This is a genomic window from Microcystis sp. M_QC_C_20170808_M3Col, from assembly GCF_007095505.1.
In the GTDB taxonomy this organism is placed as follows: domain Bacteria; phylum Cyanobacteriota; class Cyanobacteriia; order Cyanobacteriales; family Microcystaceae; genus Microcystis.
The window spans coordinates 1-18,772 of record NZ_SFBY01000417.1 but is presented as its reverse complement, the minus strand read 5'-3'; the positions used below and the strand labels follow the sequence as shown (position 1 = coordinate 18,772).

At 48.1% G+C, this 18,772-nt stretch carries 11 protein-coding genes and 2 tRNA genes; 4 read left to right on the top strand and 9 right to left on the bottom strand.

The genetic code is table 11. The annotated features are described in order from the left end of the window. Positions 1 to 374: 374 nt before the first annotated feature. Positions 375 to 926 (bottom strand): TolB family protein, encoded by a 552-nt coding sequence (locus EWV84_RS19205; RefSeq protein WP_061430920.1) that lies wholly within the window; start codon positions 924 to 926, stop codon positions 375 to 377. Continuing rightward, positions 910 to 1,191, bottom strand: a complete 282-nt coding sequence (pedR, locus tag EWV84_RS19200) for a photosynthetic electron transport-dependent transcriptional regulator PedR (RefSeq protein ID WP_002754772.1) — start codon at positions 1,189 to 1,191, stop codon at positions 910 to 912. Before pedR ends, EWV84_RS19205 begins: the two co-directional genes overlap by 17 nt. Before the next feature lie 490 nt (positions 1,192 to 1,681). On the opposite strand from pedR, the gene hisA reads away from it, so the two are divergent. Beyond that, complete coding sequence (hisA, locus tag EWV84_RS19195; RefSeq protein ID WP_286825671.1) at positions 1,682 to 2,443, top strand: 1-(5-phosphoribosyl)-5-[(5-phosphoribosylamino)methylideneamino]imidazole-4-carboxamide isomerase; 762 nt, start codon at positions 1,682 to 1,684, stop codon at positions 2,441 to 2,443. Here hisA and EWV84_RS19190 read toward each other — a convergent pair. The 3 genes from EWV84_RS19190 to EWV84_RS19180 form a co-directional block, all read right to left on the bottom strand. After that, a complete protein-coding gene (locus EWV84_RS19190; protein ID WP_287079384.1) occupies positions 2,440 to 4,209 on the bottom strand; it encodes a beta-barrel domain-containing protein in 1,770 nt (589 codons plus the stop codon). The two genes, hisA and EWV84_RS19190, sit on opposite strands and share 4 nt — an antisense overlap. A gap of 82 nt (positions 4,210 to 4,291) precedes the next feature. Then, complete coding sequence (locus tag EWV84_RS19185) at positions 4,292 to 7,285, bottom strand: peptidase domain-containing ABC transporter (protein ID WP_287079383.1); 2,994 nt, start codon at positions 7,283 to 7,285, stop codon at positions 4,292 to 4,294. A gap of 229 nt (positions 7,286 to 7,514) precedes the next feature. Further along, the gene (locus EWV84_RS19180; protein ID WP_287079381.1) at positions 7,515 to 8,276 is read right to left on the bottom strand and encodes a peptidylprolyl isomerase; all 762 of its coding nucleotides are present in this window, start codon (positions 8,274 to 8,276) and stop codon (positions 7,515 to 7,517) included. 410 nt (positions 8,277 to 8,686) lie between these two features. On the opposite strand from EWV84_RS19180, the gene EWV84_RS19175 reads away from it, so the two are divergent. The 3 genes from EWV84_RS19175 to EWV84_RS19165 all read left to right on the top strand — a co-directional run bounded on the left by EWV84_RS19175 (position 8,687) and on the right by EWV84_RS19165 (position 9,507). Continuing rightward, a tRNA-Ser gene (locus tag EWV84_RS19175) sits at positions 8,687 to 8,771 on the top strand. A 106-nt stretch (positions 8,772 to 8,877) separates the two neighbouring features. Then, positions 8,878 to 9,393 carry a GNAT family N-acetyltransferase gene (locus EWV84_RS19170; protein ID WP_002736326.1) on the top strand — a complete coding sequence of 172 codons (516 nt, stop codon included), beginning with the start codon at positions 8,878 to 8,880 and terminating at the stop codon, positions 9,391 to 9,393. A 40-nt stretch (positions 9,394 to 9,433) separates the two neighbouring features. After that, positions 9,434 to 9,507: transfer RNA gene (locus tag EWV84_RS19165), tRNA-Pro, on the top strand. A gap of 189 nt (positions 9,508 to 9,696) precedes the next feature. Here the strand turns inward: EWV84_RS19165 and EWV84_RS19160 are convergent. The 4 genes from EWV84_RS19160 to rpsT all read right to left on the bottom strand — a co-directional run bounded on the left by EWV84_RS19160 (position 9,697) and on the right by rpsT (position 18,498). Then, complete coding sequence (locus EWV84_RS19160; RefSeq protein WP_287079379.1) at positions 9,697 to 13,701, bottom strand: DNA-directed RNA polymerase subunit beta'; 4,005 nt, start codon at positions 13,699 to 13,701, stop codon at positions 9,697 to 9,699. A gap of 189 nt (positions 13,702 to 13,890) precedes the next feature. Then, positions 13,891 to 17,202 carry a DNA-directed RNA polymerase subunit beta gene (gene rpoB / locus EWV84_RS19155; RefSeq protein ID WP_287079378.1) on the bottom strand — a complete coding sequence of 1,104 codons (3,312 nt, stop codon included), beginning with the start codon at positions 17,200 to 17,202 and terminating at the stop codon, positions 13,891 to 13,893. 172 nt (positions 17,203 to 17,374) lie between these two features. Next, positions 17,375 to 18,154 carry a TatD family hydrolase gene (locus EWV84_RS19150; RefSeq protein WP_287079375.1) on the bottom strand — a complete coding sequence of 260 codons (780 nt, stop codon included), beginning with the start codon at positions 18,152 to 18,154 and terminating at the stop codon, positions 17,375 to 17,377. Positions 18,155 to 18,204: 50 nt separating this feature from the next. Then, on the bottom strand, positions 18,205 to 18,498 hold the full coding sequence (gene rpsT / locus EWV84_RS19145) for a 30S ribosomal protein S20 (RefSeq protein WP_002737368.1): 294 nt from the start codon (positions 18,496 to 18,498) through the stop codon (positions 18,205 to 18,207). Positions 18,499 to 18,772: the final 274 nt, after the last annotated feature.

Genomic DNA, 18,772 nt, shown 5'->3' with positions numbered 1-18,772 from the left:
TCCGGGTCGCGACCATAAGACCAGAACAGAGTAAATCTGTTAAGGCAGGTGCGGAACCCCGCAAGGGAAAGAAGCAGAAACCTAAATCGTGAGGTTTGGGAATCACCGTCCGTTTTACGCCGGTGAGGATGTCAAAAAAATCAAAAAGGCTACCTTATCGAAAAAATCGGGTCTAAAACCTCGCCTTAAGGCGAAAAGTTTTTGGAGCGGGGCATAAATCCCCGTTACAAAAACGGCCTCCTGCCCCCTGCCTCCTGCCTTCGTTAATCAGGAGATTATTTTTATTTATTCTCCTCTCCCATCTCCCCCGCAACGCGCACGAAGTGGTCTCCCATCTTCCCACACCCCACACCCTTCTCCCTTCTCCCCCAATACTATCGGGACGGGGAAGAATTGATCGGGGGTAAAGAAGGAGAAATTTCGCCACCTCGATCGAATATTTCCAGATTCCATTGACCGAAACGATTACTTTCAAAAGCAATAAAACGACCGTTACCACTAATCGTCGGACGACGCACTTCTCCTAAAATATTTTCGGTGATATTTTTTGCTTGCAGAGTTTGTCGATCATAAATATATATATCGGGTTTACCGGACTGTTCCGATACATAAACAATATAGCGACCATCGGCACTAATATCCGGTTGATCTTGATAGGTTTTTGCTTGATTTAACCCTGGCAGGGGAACTAAACGATTAGCCACTCGATCGAATAAATAAATCGTTCGTTGTCCCATGCGATCGGAGGCAAAGACCAGATAACGACCATCGTAGTTAAAACGGGGATTATCTTCAGAGGAAGGGGTATTTAAAGTATTTCCTAAAAGCTGTTGGGGAGGGGTGACAAAACCCGCATCACTACATCCCCCCAGACTGATGATATTAACCGCAAGAAAAAGTCCAAGAAGTTTAGGAAACCTGATCATCGGTCGGCACTGGGGAAGGAAGGATACAACAATTAATATCATCCAGACAAACTTTACCCCAATGCAATGCCCAACGCACCAATTCCACCCGATTATCGGTTTTTGTTTTTGTCAAGATATTACTAATATGATTATCAACGGTACGCTTGCTAATCTCTAGCTTTTCCGAGATTTCTTGATTAGTTAAACCATTAGCCACTAAATCGAGTATTTCTAGCTCTCGATCGGATAATGAAGCGGCTGTTTGAAACTTCCCAGCAGACATAAGTATAATTCCTCTCGTATATGTACTTATCATTCTAGAAGAATTTTTCCCCTAGGAATCGATAATCAGTAATCAGTGATCAGTAAACAGTAATCAGTGAAAAGACAGCACTGTTACTGCCATTTGATGATGCACACTTAATACATACTGCTCACTTAATACTCAAAACCTGACAGGGGGACAAGCTGGCTGAACTCCTTACAGCACAAGCTTTTTGGGGTGTTCGAGCGAAAAAGTTCGATGCAGCTCACCCCCCGTTGTTGACAAGAATTTCTAGTAAGCTCGCCCAAATCCCTGATTCTCTCGTTAGCTTTTTGGCTGAAAGCGATGTATCTGTTTGTAACTGAGAAGCCTCAAAACCTTTATGGACAATGCTTTGAGAGGTCTTGTTCCCCTGTCAGACTCAAAACTGATCAGTGATCACTGATTCAAGGCTGACGGCTGGTACTATATAATAAAAAACGCTCCTTAGTTAGATATTGAGAAAAACATGGAAGTTATCCCCGCTATTGATATTCTCGAGGGCAAATGTGTGCGACTTTATCAGGGAGATTACCAACAATCGCAGGTTTTTAACGATAATCCCGCAATAGTGGCGCGAGAATGGGTCAATCAGGGGGCAACCAGATTACATTTAGTTGATTTGGATGGAGCCAAAGAGGGTAAATCGGTTAATTTGTCAACCATTGAAACAATTCTTAATGATATTGCCATTCCCGTACAGGTGGGGGGTGGACTGCGGGATCTAGAAACGGTGAGTAATCTCCTAAAAATCGGGGTAGAAAAGGCGATTTTAGGGACAGTAGCCGTAGAAAAGCCAGAATTAGTCAGCGAACTTTGTCAAAGCTTTCCGGGGCAAATAATTGTCGGTATTGATGCTCGCGATGGCAAAGTAGCCACCCGGGGTTGGTTAGAAACTTCCGAGGTAGAGGCGATCGCTCTTGGTCAAGATATGGCAAAAAGAGGAGCCAGTACGATTATATACACTGATATTCATCGAGATGGCACCCTTTCTGGCCCTAATCTCGCTGCTTTGCGAGAATTAGCCGAATCCGTCGAAATTCCCGTGATCGCCTCCGGGGGTATTAGTTCCCTGACGGACTTACTGAGTTTATTGTCTTTGGAACCTTTAGGAGTAACGGGAGTAATCGTGGGCCGCGCCCTTTATACCGGTGCAGTTAACCTCTCGGAAGCGATTAGTGCGATCGGATCGGGCCGTTGGCAGGATCTACCCCCGAATTTTTTCGCTTAACGGACTTGTTTGAGAGTATCCACCTGTTTATTGAACATATCGGTAAATAGTCCCAAAACGGTGCGATTTTCATTGACTTTGATGTTAACACTCACAGACATCCCCGATTGCAGCGGCAGAGTGGATTTATCTTTCAAAACTAACTCTTGACTGTTCAAGCTTACCCGGACAGGGAACCGATAAAAACGGTGATTTTCATCGGGAGGTAAAGCATCGGAACCGATCGAGATTACTTCTCCCTTAATATCGCCGTATTCACTGTAGGAAAAGGAATCAATGCGAATATCGGCTTTTTGTCCCACGCGCACAAAACCGATGTCTTGGTTAGTCACATCCACCTCTGCCACTAAACAACCTTTAGCGGCATCTTTGACCTGGGTGGGACAGCCATCGGGAACAAGTTTTAATAATGCTTCCGCTTGACTCGGTTGGGGAACAAACCCGGGCCGCGCCTTGAGATCAAAGACCACACCATCAATCGGGGCGGTAATTTTTTGATATTTAATGGTCTGTTGTGCTTGACTAATTTGACTATCTAACTCAGCAATGCGCTTGTTGTTATCAATGATAATGCGACTGATCTGACTATCGATTTCAGCGATCCGTTTGTAATTGTCCGCCATTTTATCGCGCACATCTTTTTCCGTGATTACTGTGGTATTAATCAGCTTTTCTTGCGCTTGGGAGATCAACAGGAAATAACGCTTTTCTTCCTGTTCCAAGCGGGAAATTTCGGCGATGCGGGTTTGTACTTCTTTCTCTTGTTTTTCTCGATCGATTTCGCCGTTAGCCTCTTGCTGCTGCAGTTCATTCTGGCGATCAGTTACCGATTGTTTTTGTTTATTAATCTGATAACGGGCGACCGCTCCTTCATCCCCCAAGGGTTCAATATCTTTGAGAATATTACGCTCGATATCCAAGCTTTCTTGGCCCTGTTTCATCGAATTGGCATTACGAGTCTTAATTTCTTCTAAGACGAAGCGATCATTGATTAATTGCGAGCGGGCATCGGCCAACTGTACCCTGGTTTGGGCCAATTGTTTTTCTAATTGTTCCATTTCCAATCTAGCGGCCGCTTGTCGAGAATTGGATTCCCGTCGGGCAGCCCCTAAACGGGCTAATTGATCCCCTTGTAAAGCAGAGCTAGAAGCACCTTCACTGACCTGTGCTTGATAAAGTTGATTTTCCGCCACTAAAGCGGCACGATTACGGGCTAAATCGGCGATTTCACTCGGTAATTTTAATTGAGCGATCGAACTCTCCACTTGTGCCGGTGTCAGATCCTGCGCCATTAACAGACGATAGAATTGATTTTCCTTCTCGGCACTGGCGCGAATTTTTCTCAAGGATTCTAACTGCACTTGCGAGGCACTGGAATCCATTAAAACCAGTACATCACCTTTGTTAACTCGATCGCCGTCTTTAACTTTAACTTCCTGTACTACCCCATTCACCGGTGCTTGTACTTCTTGGACTTTGCCCTGGGGTTTAAGTTGTCCTTGAGCGCCGACCACCTGCTCGATTTTGGCGAGCGCTGACCAAATTAAAGCGGCAGTGGTGACACTCATTAATGTCCAGATAATCGTCCGCGACCAAATGGGCGATTGTTTCAGGATCACCGATTGTTCTGGTGGGCTGAAAGTGGGTAAAGAAGGGGTAATACTTTTATTTTTCGTGGTAGTGGCCACGTTTTTACCCGCTTGGGTCAGTTCATCGCTTTTAGCGTTGCTGTTGCCGTTTTGACCGTTGTTAGAATTACCGTTCATGGGGATTCTCCTATATTTATTTTTTCAGTAATCAGTGAACCGATAACCGTTTACTGATTACTGATAACTGACGACTGACTGACTAGATTTGCGAATCCTGTTGTTTATAGAGAGTATAGTAAAGGCCTTTTTTGGCCATTAATTCCTCGTGGGTGCCTTCCTCCGCTACTGTCCCTTTATCCATCATGACAATAATATCGGCGGATTTGATCGAAGCTAAACGATGGGTAATAAAGAAGACCGTATGATCCTTGAAAGCTTCTTTGAGATTGATGCACACTTGCCGTTCGGTGTTATAGTCGAGGGCGCTGGTGGCCTCATCAAGAATGAGAATTTGCGGTCTTTGCAGGACGGAACGAGCGATCGCAACCCGTTGTCGTTGTCCCCCCGATAGGGATGCCCCCCGTTCACCGACGCGGGTATTATAGCCATTGGGCAGGGTCATAATAAATTCGTGGGCTGCCGCCGTTTTTGCTGCCGAGACAATTTCCTCCACAGTCGCATCGGGGTTAGTCAGGGCGATATTTTCCTGTACCGTACCGTCAAATAATAGGGTTTCTTGGGGAACCATGCCGATTTGACGACGCAGGGAATAGAGTTCCACTTTGTTGATATCGTAGCCGTCGATGAGAATCCGTCCCGATTCTGGTTCGTAGAGACGGGCTAATAGTTTAGTGATGGTACTTTTCCCAGCACCACTTTCTCCCACCAAAGCGACAAAAGTACCGGCGGGGAATTCTAAGTTGACGTTGTATAGTTGCAGAGGTCCGTGGGGATTGAAGCGGAAAGCGAGGTTTTCGTAGGTGACAGTGCCTTTAATTAAGGGCATGGGGATGTTTTGGCGATCGAGTTCCGCTTCTTGGGGAGTATCGACGATATCGGCTAATCTTTCCAGGGATAAGCCGGTTTCTTGGAAGTTTTGCCAGAGTTGGGTCAAACGCAGAATCGGCGAGGTAACGTAGGAAGCGATAATCCGGAAGGCGATTAATTGACCAAGAGTGAGTTTTCCGTCTAAAACTAGGGCTGCTCCCACCCAAAGCACTAATAAACCCGATAATTGGTTAAAGAAGTGACTAAAGGAACCGGCCAAAGTTGAGGTCATTACCGTTTGAAAACCTTCGGCCACATAGCGCGCATAACGTTCTTGCCACTGCCAACGGGAACGCAATTCGATATTCTGTGCTTTCACCGTTTGAATTCCCGTCATTACCTCCACCAGATAGGATTGGGTTTCGGCGTTTCGTTCGGCTTTTGCGCGCAGTTGTCGCCGCACGATCGGTGCGAAAATAGCTGTGGAGAGAACTAAAATCGGCACGACTCCCAGGGCCCAAACAGTTAGAATCGGGCTATAGATCAACATAACCACGATGTAGATAACCGAGAAAATGGCATCTAATACCACTGTTAGGGCTGTACCCGTTAAAAATTGCCGAATATTCTCTAATTCGTTGATTCTTGTCGAAATTTCCCCCACTGGCCGCCGTTCAAAGTATTTCAGGGGTAAACGCAGCAGGTGATCGATAATTTCTGAACCGAGGGTCATGTCGATGCGGTTAGTGGTATCGACAAAAAGGGATGTTCTCAAAAAGGTTAAAATTCCCTCAAAAACGGCAATTACTAACAGGAAAACCCCGAGGGTATTCAAGGTTTCCGGGCTATTCTGCACAATCACTTTATCGATGATCACCTGAATCATCAAGGGATTGGCCAGGGCAAATAACTGCACGAAGAAAGAAGCGATAAAAACTTCTATTAAGACTCGTTTATGTTTCTTGACAGAAGGCCAAAACCATGATAGGCCAAAACGCTGTTGCTGGGTGTGTTTGGTGGGTTTGAGCAGAATCACTTCCCCTTTTTCGCCCCAAGATTCCAGAAATTCGCTGGTTTTGCGTTTAATTATCCCCCTTTGGGGAACAGCGATCGTGGTTTCCCGTTGATTAATTTCGTAGAGGATAACGATGCTGTCTTGCCAGCGAATTAGGGCAGGAGGGTTGATATTGGGCAAGGAAGAAGCATTTAGGGGTACTAATTGGCTATGGAGTCCCACTACCTCGGCCACAGCCCCACACAGGGGCAGGGAAAGGCTGCCGGTTCTTTGCAGTTGATCCCCTAGTATGCGTTGGATCACGTCCTTGCGAAAGGGGATATTAAAATATTTGCAGAGCATCTGAAAACAGGCACTCACCGCCTCTAGTTCCGTTTTTCCCCCGAAAAAAGCATAGGATTTGCGGTTTTTCTCGACAGTTTTTTCAACGGCGATATCGCTGGTGATGTCGCTGATTCTTCCTTGGGGTATATCTAATACCTGGGTGGGTTTATTTCCCTTGATCACTTGGGTTTCTAGGATATCATCCGTTTCTGTTTCCGCAGCCGCTTCGGTTTCAACTGTCAAGAATTCATCTAACTGATCGGAGGAAAGACCTAATAAGCGCGTGTTAGTCGGATTGTTCTGGGTGATAACTGTGCCGATAGGATAATTATCGGTATTTTCGCTGACTAACCAGAGATAATCATCGTTAATCTGGTTGTAGGACACACAAGCTTTGTTTAAAAGAGCCTGAGCAATTTCTTTCAGGTCCCCCCCACCCCAGGCCTGTTGATTAAGATAGGAGCCTAGGAGAGCATAAACTTCAGCGATCGAGGTTTCTTTAAAGAAATATTGCTTAAATTCCGGGTAATTTTTGATTAAAGACCAAAAATCCTCTTGTTTTAAGGTTAAACAGATCGTGACTTCCGAAGAAGCGATCACCGTTTCACAGGGGGTAGCGCGCAGAAGACTCATCCACCCGAATAAATCCCCCGGCTGTAATTTAGCCAAAGTGACCGGCAGCGGATTGTTAACCCTAGCATCGTAACCCAAAAGTCTGGCCTCTCCCTCGTAGAGAAGGACGAGATGGGAGGGTAAGCGGTCTCGCGTAGCGAGCGCGTTGCGATCGCACTTGAGGATCGCATTGCCCATCTCATAGCGAAGGGGTTGTAATTTCTGGCCCAGGGAACGTCTAACCTCGACGGGCAGGCGATCGAAGGGCTGTACGGTCTCCAGAAAGGCGGTAAAATCTAAAGTGGTATAACTCATTGGCTAGGCGAAAATTGACTAAGTTGGCAAATAATTAGGGTTTGCGGCAAAAAGTTTTTCTTGAGGGTTCAGGGAAAAAGTCCCGGAATTTTCCCCCCAATCACTCCAATCGCTGGCACTTTTTGATTGACAAAAAGTCTAAAAGTCTTATCGAACAATGTTTTTAGATTTATTCAGCAAACCCTAATTAGGCGAAAAGACTAGGTTTACCCAGTGTTGCAAGGAAATGCTATATAATCGATACCTGCTCGCTATTGACTGGGTTTGATTCGGAGATAAATTTCACTGTTTGCATTTGAGCCGTTAACCATTGTTGGAATAAATCATTGCGTAAGCGTTGACGGGTGGGAGGATCCAGTTCACAGGATAAATATTTTTCCAGTCGGACAATCACGACCCATTCTCCCACTTGCGTCGGTGGCCACAGTTGCCCCGGTTTACTTGCCTTGAGAATTTGCCCGATCTGGGGATGGGGGGCGCTCAGTTCCACCGGTCCGATTAGTCCTCCGGTTTCCGCTTCTGCTCCCTGGGAGTATTTTTTAGCTAGTTCAGCGAAGGTATTTTCTCGATCCTGTATCCGGAAAAATAGTTCCTGGGCAATGCCGATATTTTTTGTCCGAATCAGGGAATAAACCACCTTATCCAATTGATTTTTGACTTGCAAGAAGTAGGATTCTACTTTGTTATCCCAAGTCTCCTGTTTAAATTTTTCCAATTTAATGTCCCGAAGAATTAGACATTCTAGTTGTTCGGAATCCATCCCGTTTTGTCGTAACCAGGATTTCATTTGTTCATCGTTGGCAATTTGATTATTTTGATAGAAACGGGAATAGGCGGCGTTTCTTTCTTCGGGATTGCAGGTGATATTGGCGATCGCTTGCTCGATAATTACTTCCCGGATTAACTGGGGTAACATACCATATTTTGCCAAAAGAGGCAAGACCTGTGACTGGTTAATTTTTTGGTCGCCGATTTCAATAATTGAACTCATAATAAATACATTTTCCTCTCAGAAATGTTAAAACTATCAACTCTAGGAGCTTCTAAATTTTATTGAGGTGATTATACGTCAAAACAGCAATTTTAAGGCACTCCCCCCTATTTTAATTTTAGTTTTCCCCGTGAAAGCCGAAAATTACGGAAATTAAAGAAATAAGTCGGTCATCTTGACGGGGGTGGTGAGGGGAAGTAGTCCGGATCTGGCCGATCGGCCCCCAAAAATCCTGCTCAGAAAGCCCTAATTGCGCCCTCAATTGACTAGAATAGATTTCTTGCAGAAGTCGGGGAAGGGGGAAATTTTAACCTTTAACCCGATAATATGCACCTCTTTTCCCTACATTGGCAGAAAATTTTTTGATTTGTGCAATAGATCTAATGATAAGATATAGGTCTGGCTGCCTTGGAGAGGTGGCAGAGTGGTCGATCGCGCTCGACTTGAAATCGAGTAACCAGCAATGGTTCGTGGGTTCAAATCCCACCCTCTCCGTACTCAACCAATCAAATTTGGACTCAGGTTGCCCGATTGTTCTTAGACAGGGGAAAATAAAATATACTAGGCTAAAAAGATAATATTGAGGCAGTAGCCCCCCGGCATGGTTTTTTGGAAAAGATTGTTTAATAGCTCGGAAGTCACTGCATCTCCTGACTATTCGGGAGACTTGGTAGAGGTTGCCCAGAATGACCTCGGACAGACGCGAGTGTTTTTTAGTACCGATCGAGAGCTAGATCTATATGAGTTAGAAGAACTTTGTGACTCGGTAGGTTGGGCCCGTCGTCCTTTACGCAAAGTTAAAAAGGCGATCGAATGTAGTTTTTTAGTGGTGTCGATGTGGGAAGTGCGAGGTAATCGCCGTCGTTTAGTGGGTTTTGCCCGTGCCACTTCCGATCACGCTTTTAATGCTACAGTCTGGGATGTGGTTGTTCATCCTCACTATCAAAGTAAAGGCTTTGGTAAAGCATTAATGAAATTTATGATCAGGAAGTTGCGGGGTGAGGACATCAGCAACATAACTCTTTTCGCCGATCCGCAGGTGGTGGATTTCTATCGTCGTCTCGGTTTTGTTCTCGATCCCGAAGGTATCAAAGGTATGTTTTGGTATCCCGATTAAGAATGCGGCTCTTAGGCTATACTAAAAAAGGAGTTTATTTCGGGATGTAGCGCAGCTTGGTAGCGCGCCTGCTTTGGGAGCAGGATGCCGCAGGTTCAAATCCTGTCATCCCGACTTGAGAGAAAATTATTAAAATCTTAACTTTGTCTCCTTTCCGGTTGACAGGAAAGGCTGCCTTCTTTTATTGCCAAACTGAGGTGAGTTAGCCAGAAAATTAGGGAGTTTTGGGAGAGAAGGAGGAGGTTTTTGGGGAATAACAGGGGTTTTTCCTGCCACTCCTCCTTGTAATATCTCCACAGACGATTATTCTTCTTCGTAATCCTCCTCGAAATCGTCCTCTCCCCCTTCCTCATCCGGTTCTGACCAGCGATCGCTGATGGGTTGGCGACTAAAGCGACTGCTGCCGCGGGAAGAGAGGAAAGCCATCTCATCATCCTCTAAATCGACCACATCACCCTCAGCGTAGGCGCGAGCGGTTTGATCGTCAAGAATCATATCGCTATCCTCACTACTATCGCCGAAACCGGGACGAGGGGGCAAGCCGAGGCTGCTGGGGGGAGCGTAATAGCTACGATTGTTGTAGTTATATTCCTCCTCTGGGGGGGTGTAATCGCTGATCCCCGCCATGTTTTCGTGGGAATTGAAGCCAGTACCCGCCGGAATCAGACGACCGATAATCACGTTTTCCTTGAGACCCCGTAACCAGTCGGACTTGCCTTCGATCGCCGCTTCGGTGAGGACGCGGGTGGTTTCTTGGAAGGAGGCGGCACTGATAAAGCTATCGGTATTCAAGGAAGCTTTGGTGATCCCCAGTAGTACAGGCGTATATTTAGCCGCCGCCCCACCGGTGATCGACATGGCTTCGTTTACCGTCTCCACCTGTCGCAGTTCCAACAATTCCCCAGGTAACATACTGGTATCGCCACCGTCATCGATCCGCACCTTAGAAGTCATCTGACGCACGATCACTTCAATATGTTTATCGGCAATATCGATCCCTTGGGATTGATAGACCGACTGTACCTGATCAACGAGGAACATCTGGGTTTTTTCCAAAGCTTTCAGGGCTGCCTCGTAACTGCCCAAGCTATCCACATAATAATTAAAGAACACCTCTAAAATCTCGTGGGGATTAGCCTGACCATCGGTTAACGCCTGACCCACATCGATACGCTGATTATCGCTCACCAGAGGGTTTTGACTGCCTAAAAGCGGATATTCACTGATCGTGCCGTCATCCTCGACCACCTTAATATCGACGATCTCAGAATCTTGGTACTCCACTTGACAAACTCCCGGTTTGCGTGCCAGGACACAGGCCTCTTTCGGTTTGCGGGCTTCGAGCAGTTCTTCGATTCTCGGCAAACCTTGAATGATATCCCCAGTTTTCGAGCGCTCAAACACCAACAGCACCAAATTATCGCCCCGTTGGACTAAATCCCCCTCATCGATATGCAGAATTGCCCCGGACGATACTCGGTAGGGTCGGGCCTTACGCAAACGGATTTCATAGCCGGTGGTGGTTTGGTCAACGGCCAGCACTTGACCAGAATTGGGGGCTAAAACTTTGGCAGCGATCTCAGCTTCGGCGATTACCAGATCCCCGGCTTTGACGGTGGGAGCAACAGCGAGCGGGAGAATAAACTCGTCACGGTCACTGACAATTAAAAGACGGCGTACCGCTTCGCTGCCCTTGCGAATCCCGCGAATTTCCCCAGCTTCCTTACACTGGATTTCGGTCCGGGCCACCACTGCCCCCGGTGGAATTTCATCGCCATCTTGGACGAGAACGCGAGTCTGAATATTACCCCCTAAAGGATCATTATCACTATCTCGACGCAGCACCAGAGATTCGAGAATGACTAACTGTAAACGCTGACAATCCCTGTCCTCAATCGGTTCTAACTCGATATCGGCCGTCAGATGGGAGACCGATTCTGGTTCTTCGCTAGAAATTTCTAGGACTAATTGGGTGCTGATCAGTTGACAACCCTCGACGGATTTAACTCTTTCCCCGTCTTTAAAGAAAATGCGCTGCACCGATCGCAGTTCGATATGTCGTCCTCCTTCTTGGTTAGCGGAACCTTGGGTGGGAGAAGTGGATTGGTCCTCTACGGTGAACTCCTGTACTGGTCGCAGTAGTAATCCCAAACCCTCGTTAGTTTCCACCCATTCCGCTTGCCGTAACTCCTCGATCGTGACTTCCGGAGTTAACTGTGTCCCAGGGTAAATTAACTGTTCTTGGGCAATTCCGGAGGATTCCGGTTCGATATCCATAAATAACAGCCCCGGTTTGACAATGATCTCCCGGAGGATGTCATTTTTCTGGATGACTTCCACCACACCGCTAGAGTTACAGAAGATGTCTTTAACCACTTCTTCCCCTGCTTCCACATACTGTCCATCTTCCACCTGTAAGAGGGAGATATCTTTATTGACTTCGTGGGTTTCTTCGGGAATCCAGAGGATCGTGCCGCCTTTGGTGATTTCATAACCCTGTTTGCGGCTGCCTTTGGAGACTTCGATATCGACGTATTTAATCATGCCGCCGGTGTGGGTTTGATAGCGATCGTCGATTAACTCGGCGACAATGGCATGATTCTGTACTTTTGTCCCCGGAGTGGTTTTCAGCAGGAAGCGTTGACCATCGACCGTATGAATAATAAATTGTTCCCGGCCGGCGCTACTTTCTACTTTTACTTCGGCCTGATCCAAGGACACGGAAGCGGTGACGATATCGATTTCCCGGCTATTGGGGGCTAAACGCACCAAACCGCCGTTAGTGGATACCAGCTTAGTTTCCGCCAGCACATCCCCCACTTGTACTGTATCGCCGTTACTGACCACGGGTTCAGCCCCGGTTGGCAAGTTATACACTTCTCCGGAGAGAATCCATAATAATCCCCCCCGTTGGGCGATGCGGGTGGTGTTGCCTTGGCGATCGGTTTTTTCCTCTGGGACTAATTGGGAGAATAGCACCTCGCCGGCTAAGTCACTAGTTACGTCTTTTGTGGCTTTTTCCGTGGATTTTTGGACTTTATCGGAGGTAATTTCCGCTAGTAACTGTTCCTCGCTTACTGTTGCCCCATCGGTGACGAATAGCAGCGATCCCGGAGTCAAAGAGTAGGTGACGGTTTCTTTGGTTTTATCCTTGGGTGTTAATTTAATTTCCCCCGGGGCCTCCACCTGATCCCGTTCATCCCCGTGGCGAGTTCGCACGTTACGGATACTTAACCCCGGCAGAAAACGCACGGTTGCCTCGAAGGGACTCCGCACTTGCCGGGCTACTTCTCCGGTAAATACGCCCCCAGTGTGGAAGGTACGCATGGTTAACTGAGTCCCCGGTTCCCCGATCGATTGGGCGGCAATAATCCCCACTGCTTCCCCCATATCCACCGGATGACCGTGGGCCAGACTCCAACCGTAACAGGTTTGACAAACCGAGCGGGCTGCTTCACAGGTTAAGGGGCTGCGGACTTTGATTTTATCGACGAGTAGCCCTAGTTTTTCGGCGGTTTCGTCATCGATAATCTGGTTGCGGGTGGCGATCACTTCTCCATTGACCACCACATCTTCGGCCAAGGAACGACCTAATAAGCGATCGCTTAAGGGAATTAACACGCGATCACCATCGGTCATGGCGGTTAATTCGATGTAACGATTGGTGCCACAATCTGCCTCGCGGACGATGACATCTTGGGACACATCGACGAGACGACGGGTCAGATAACCGGAATCTGCCGTCCGTAGGGCTGTATCAACTAACCCTTTGCGCGCCCCGTAGGAGGAAATAACGTATTCGGTAACGGTCAATCCTTCCCGGAAGTTAGTCTTAATCGGGAGGTCAATAATTTCCCCCTGGGGATTAGCCATTAATCCCCGCATTCCGACTAACTGACGCACTTGGCTCATATTACCCCGCGCCCCGGAGAAAGCCATCATATAGACGGAGTTGAGGGGATCGGTAACTTGGAAGTTGCGAATTACTTCATCTTTAAGTGATTCGGATGTACTATTCCAAGTGTCGATTACTTTTTGGAAGCGTTCCACTTCGGTGATTTCCCCGCGCACATAACGCTGTTCGGTTTGCCGGATTTCCTGTTCGGCACTTTCGATCATCTGTCGTTTAGCCGGCGGTACGGTTAAATCATCCACACTAATGGAAACCCCTGCTTTGGTAGCGAAACGAAACCCGAGGTTTTTCAATTCATCGGCCATTTGTGAACAGCGCGCCGAACCGTAGTTTTGATAGGCCCAAGCGATCAGTTTTTTCAGTTTTCCTTTGTCAACAGTTTGGTTATAAAACATCTCGATCCCAGTAATAATTAAACAGCTATTAGCTATCAGCCATCGGTGAACAGTAACAAGATTGGTTATAGGGGTTAGGTGTGGGGTGTTGGGGTTTTAGGGTTTTAGGGTGTTGGGGTTTTAGTTGAATTCCCCCATTTCCCCATTTCCCCATTTCCCCATCACCTAACCCCTCACTGATCACTGAAATTACACTTCCGATTCTTCTTCTTCAAGGTCTTCCGTGGTTAAGGATTCGTAGGTGGGGCGAGAGGGGGCGCGACGACCGACATCGACCATCAGATCCACCTCCACATCGCGGGAAGTACCATCGGGGGCATTTTCCACCTTGTGAACGGCGATATCGAGGCCGAGGGATTGCAATTCTCGCATCAAAACCTTAAAGGATTCTGGCGTACCTGGGCGGGGAATCGGCTTGCCTTTTACGATCGCATTTAAAGCCTCATTCCGTCCTTGCATATCATCGGATTTTACCGTTAGCAATTCCTGCAAGGTATAGGCCGCCCCGTAGGCCTCTAGGGCCCAGACTTCCATTTCTCCGAAGCGCTGACCCCCCTGTTGAGCTTTACCGCCCAAGGGTTGCTGGGTAACCAAGGAGTAGGGACCGGTAGAACGGGCGTGAATTTTATCATCAACCAGGTGAACCAGTTTTAACATATAGGCCATACCGACGGTAACGGGACGGTCAAAGGGTTCCCCGGTGCGACCATCGTAAACGGTGACTTTGCCGGCGTGTTCTTCCTTGAACACCCAATCGCGATTGGGTTTTTTCGAGGCACTTTCTAGCAATCCGTGGACGGTTAAACGGCTGGCTTCTTCCCCGTACATTTCGTCAAAGGGAGTAATCTTAAAGCGTACGCCTAGATTTTCGCCGGCCCAACCCAGTAAACATTCAAACACCTGACCGACGTTCATGCGACTGGGAACCCCCAGGGGATTGAGAACGATATCGACGGGACGACCATCGGGGAGGTAGGGCATATCTTCTAGGGGCAGAATCCGAGAAATAATCCCTTTATTGCCGTGACGACCCGCCATTTTATCGCCCACTTGGATTTTGCGTTTTTGGGCAACATAGACCCGCACCACCATATTGGCCCCGGGGGGTAATTCATCCCCCTGTTCGCGGGTAAATACCCGCACATCTACTACCCGGCCTTTTTCGCCGTTGGGGACGCGTAGGGAGTTATCCCGTACATCCCGTGCCTTTTCGCCGAAAATCGCCCGCAGTAGTTTTTCTTCGGGGGGTTGGTCTGATTCGCCTTTCGGGGTGACTTTCCCGACGAGGATATCGCTTGCTTCTACCCAAGCACCGATGCGAATAATGCCGCGTTCATCGAGGTTTCGCAGGGCATCTTCACCGACGTTGGGAATTTCCCTGGTGATTTCCTCTGGTCCAAGTTTAGTTTGACGGGCTTCGATTTCGTATTTTTCGATGTGGATACTGGTATAGACATCTTGTGCCACCAGTCTTTCACTGATTAAAATTGCGTCTTCGTAGTTATAGCCTTCCCAGGGCATATAGGCGACGAGGATATTCTGGCCGAGGGCGATTTCCCCTCCTTCGGTGGCGGAACCATCGGCGAGGATCTGCCCAGGGACAACCTGTTCCCCTTGATAGACTAAAGGACGCTGATTTAAGCAGGTATCTTGGTTAGAGCGTTGATATTTCTGAATTTCGTACTCGATCTCGCTCTTGCCGAAAATCTCTTTGTCTTCATCCGCCACTTTGATGCGAATCCGGTTAGCATCGACGTAGGAAACGACCCCATTGGTACGGGAAACGATGACCATGCCAGAGTCGCGAGCGGCCTGTGCTTCCAATCCGGTACCCACAAGGGGACGTTCGGGACGCAGCAGGGGAACCGCTTGTCGTTGCATATTAGAACCCATGAGGGCGCGGTTAGCGTCGTCGTGTTCGAGGAAGGGAATCAGGGAAGTTGCCACCGAGACAATTTGGACGGGGGAAACACAAACGTAGTCCACTTGTTCGGGGGAAGTGGTGGAGAATTCCTGCCGATAGCGCACCGGGATAGTTTCGCCGAGGATATAACCATTTTCATCGGTGGCCACGTCTCCCGGTGCTACCCGCAGATCGTCTTCTTCGTCGGCGGTTAGGTATTTAACGGGGAGATCATAGCGTACTCGGCCATTTTCCACGACATAACAGGGGGTTTCAATAAAACCGTAGTCGTTGACGCGAGCGTAGGTGGCCAGGGAACCGATTAAACCGGCGTTGGGACCTTCTGGGGTTTCCACCGGACAAATGCGACCGTGGTGGGAGGGGTGGATGTCGCGCACGGCAAAACCGGCCCGTTCCCGGGTGAGACCGCCGGGGCCGAGGGCGGAAATGCGGCGTTTATGGGTCAATTCCGCTAGGGGATTGGTTTGATCCATGAACTGGGAGAGTTGCGAGGAACCAAAGAATTCTTTAATCGCCGCTACTAGGGGTTTCGGGTTGACTAGGGAAGCGGGGGTGAGGTTTTGGGATTCGCTGACGGTCATCCGTTCCCGAATGATTCTTTCTAAGCGGTTTAAACCCACTCGCACTTGGTTTTGGAGCAGTTCACCCACGGAACGGACGCGACGGTTGCCGAGGTGGTCGATGTCGTCGGTGTTGCCGATGTCAAATTCGAGGTTAATTAGGTAGTCGATCGCCGATAAAATGTCGGTGGTGGTCAGAACGCGCTGGTTATCGGGGACGTTGAGGCGTAGTTTTTTGTTGAGTTTATAACGACCAACGCGACCAAGATCGTAGCGTTTATTGTCAAAAAAGCGCGATTCGAGCAGTTGTTGTCCGCCGGTGACGGTGGGAGGTTCCCCGGGGCGTAGTTTGCGGTACAGGTCGAGGAGTGCCTCTTCTTCGGTGGGATTGCCTTCTTTGTCGAGGGTTTTTTGGTAGAATTCGGGATGGCGTAGGGAGTCAAAGATTTCGTTATCGCTCAATCCGATCGCTTTCAGGAGAACTTGGGCGGATAATTTGCGGGTTTTGTCGATTCTGACCCAGACTAAGCCGTTTTTGTCGGTTTCAAATTTTAACCAAGCTCCTCGGTTGGGAATCAGGGAAGCGGAGTAGGTACGGCGACCGTTTTTGTCGATTTCGGCTTTGTAGTAAACACCGGGGGAACGGACGATCTGATTGACGATGACTCGTTCGGCCCCGTTAATAATAAAGGTTCCCCGTTCGGTCATCAGGGGTAAATCGCCGATAAAGACTTCCTGTTCGATGTTTTCTCCCGTTTCTTTGTTGATTAAACGGGTGGGAACGTACATCTGAACGGAATAGGTGCTATCGCGTCGTTTGGCTTCATCGACGTTGTATTTCGGTTCTTTGAGTCTGTAGTCCTGCCCGAGGAAATGTAGTTCTAATTTACCTGTATAGTCGCTGATGGGGGAAAAGCTATTCAGTTCCTCGATTAGTCCTTCTTCCAAAAACCACCGAAAACTGGAGTGTTGGATTTCGATGAGGTCGGGTAAGAGGTTAAAGGTAAGATTGTTCATAGGGTTACAAGGGCTGATGACACGATAGCGACGGTCGGGAATTGCTCTCGGAGATCGGGGTTTTTAGGGGTTGGGTGTTGGATGTTAGGGTTTTAGTTGAATTCCCCCATTTCCCCATTTCCCCATTTCCCCATTTCCCCGTCCCCTGCTCTGTGCTAATAAACTATGTTTTTTAACTGGGGAGTTGAAATAAGTTGCGGGCGTTCTGGGTGGTTTGTTCGGCTAAGGTTTCGAGGGAAACGCCGCGCAGACGGGCGACGGTTTCGGCCACATGGAAGACGAAAGAGGGTTCGCAAGGTTTACCGCGGTGGGGATTGGGTGAGAGAAAGGGGCAATCGGTTTCGACCAGGATGCGATCGCCAGGGACAATTTGGGCGGCAGCTTGCACGGTTTTACTGTTTTTGAAGGTGACAATGCCGCTAAAGCTGATGTAAAAACCCAAATCTAAAAACCATTGAGTTTCTTCGGGGTTGCCAGTCCAGCAGTGCATCACGCCGCCAATTTTGCCCACTTGTTGCCGAAAGGTGCTGATTTCCTCCCGCATTGTCGGGGCCGCATCTCGACAATGGATAATCACGGGTTTATCGAGACGATGGGCGATTTCTAACTGCCTCCAAAAGACCTGTTTTTGCTGCTCTTGATTATCCGCTTTATAGAAGTCTAAACCCATTTCCCCGATCGCCACGACGCGCCGATCAGATCGGGCTAGGGTCTCGATCTGATCGGCACTATTATCTCGCCATTTTTGGGCATCTAGGGGATGTAAACCGACGGCGAAGGAAATTTCCCCAAATTGATCGGCAATGGCTTTAATTGCCGCAAACTCCTCTGGTTGAACACAGGAGTGAACCAGATGAACGACTCCCACACTTCGCCAACGTTCGGAGATAGCGGGCAAGTCGGCTTGCAAAACGTCAAAGTTCAAATGAACGTGCGTATCTATTAATTGCATCGACCCCCGATCGCTTGTTGCGTCTGTCCTGATTACAGCTTAATCGTTTCTTAGGAAGCTTGGCTAACTTTTTGCAAAGCTTTGGCTAAACCGGCTTTTTTTCTAGCGCCGTTGTTCCGGTGCAAGACGTTGCGCTTGACGGCTTTATCGATTTTACTGTAAGCTTCCGATAGAGCTTGTTGGGCGCTTTCTAGCCCTTCTGGGCTGGGGTTGGCTCCGTAGGCTGAGACAGCGACAAGACATTTTTTGATCAGGGTTCTTACGGCTGACTTGTACGCTTTGTTGCGTAGACGATTTCTTTCGGAGATTTGGACTCGTTTGAGTGCAGACTTTGTATTAGCCACAGTCGTTTCTTGTTCTCAATACTGGTATGGTTAATCGGGACACAGACAAACCATAATAACAGATCTGTGCTATTTGTTGCAAGAGTTTTCTGGACAAGATTGGGGCAACCCCAGAGATATTTTCAGGATTAGGTTCCCACAGATGGGGAAGTGTAGTTGACATCCTCACCGCCGTAAACGGACGGTGATTCCCAAACCTCACGATTTAGGTTTCTGCTTCTTTCCCTTGCGGGGTTCCGCACCTGCCTTAACAGATTTACTCTGTTCTGGTCTT

Excerpts from the sequence above, each read along its gene's own strand:
- EWV84_RS19205 (WP_061430920.1), bottom strand. The coding sequence starts at position 926 with ATGATCAGGTTTCCTAAACTTCTTGGACTTTTTCTTGCGGTTAATATC.
- pedR (WP_002754772.1), bottom strand. The coding sequence starts at position 1,191 with ATGTCTGCTGGGAAGTTTCAAACAGCCGCTTCATTATCCGATCGAGAG.
- hisA (WP_286825671.1), top strand. The coding sequence starts at position 1,682 with ATGGAAGTTATCCCCGCTATTGATATTCTCGAGGGCAAATGTGTGCGA.
- EWV84_RS19190 (WP_287079384.1), bottom strand. The coding sequence starts at position 4,209 with ATGAACGGTAATTCTAACAACGGTCAAAACGGCAACAGCAACGCTAAA.
- EWV84_RS19185 (WP_287079383.1), bottom strand. The coding sequence starts at position 7,285 with ATGAGTTATACCACTTTAGATTTTACCGCCTTTCTGGAGACCGTACAG.
- EWV84_RS19180 (WP_287079381.1), bottom strand. The coding sequence starts at position 8,276 with ATGAGTTCAATTATTGAAATCGGCGACCAAAAAATTAACCAGTCACAG.
- EWV84_RS19170 (WP_002736326.1), top strand. The coding sequence starts at position 8,878 with ATGGTTTTTTGGAAAAGATTGTTTAATAGCTCGGAAGTCACTGCATCT.
- EWV84_RS19160 (WP_287079379.1), bottom strand. The coding sequence starts at position 13,701 with ATGTTTTATAACCAAACTGTTGACAAAGGAAAACTGAAAAAACTGATC.
- rpoB (WP_287079378.1), bottom strand. The coding sequence starts at position 17,202 with ATGAACAATCTTACCTTTAACCTCTTACCCGACCTCATCGAAATCCAA.
- EWV84_RS19150 (WP_287079375.1), bottom strand. The coding sequence starts at position 18,154 with ATGCAATTAATAGATACGCACGTTCATTTGAACTTTGACGTTTTGCAA.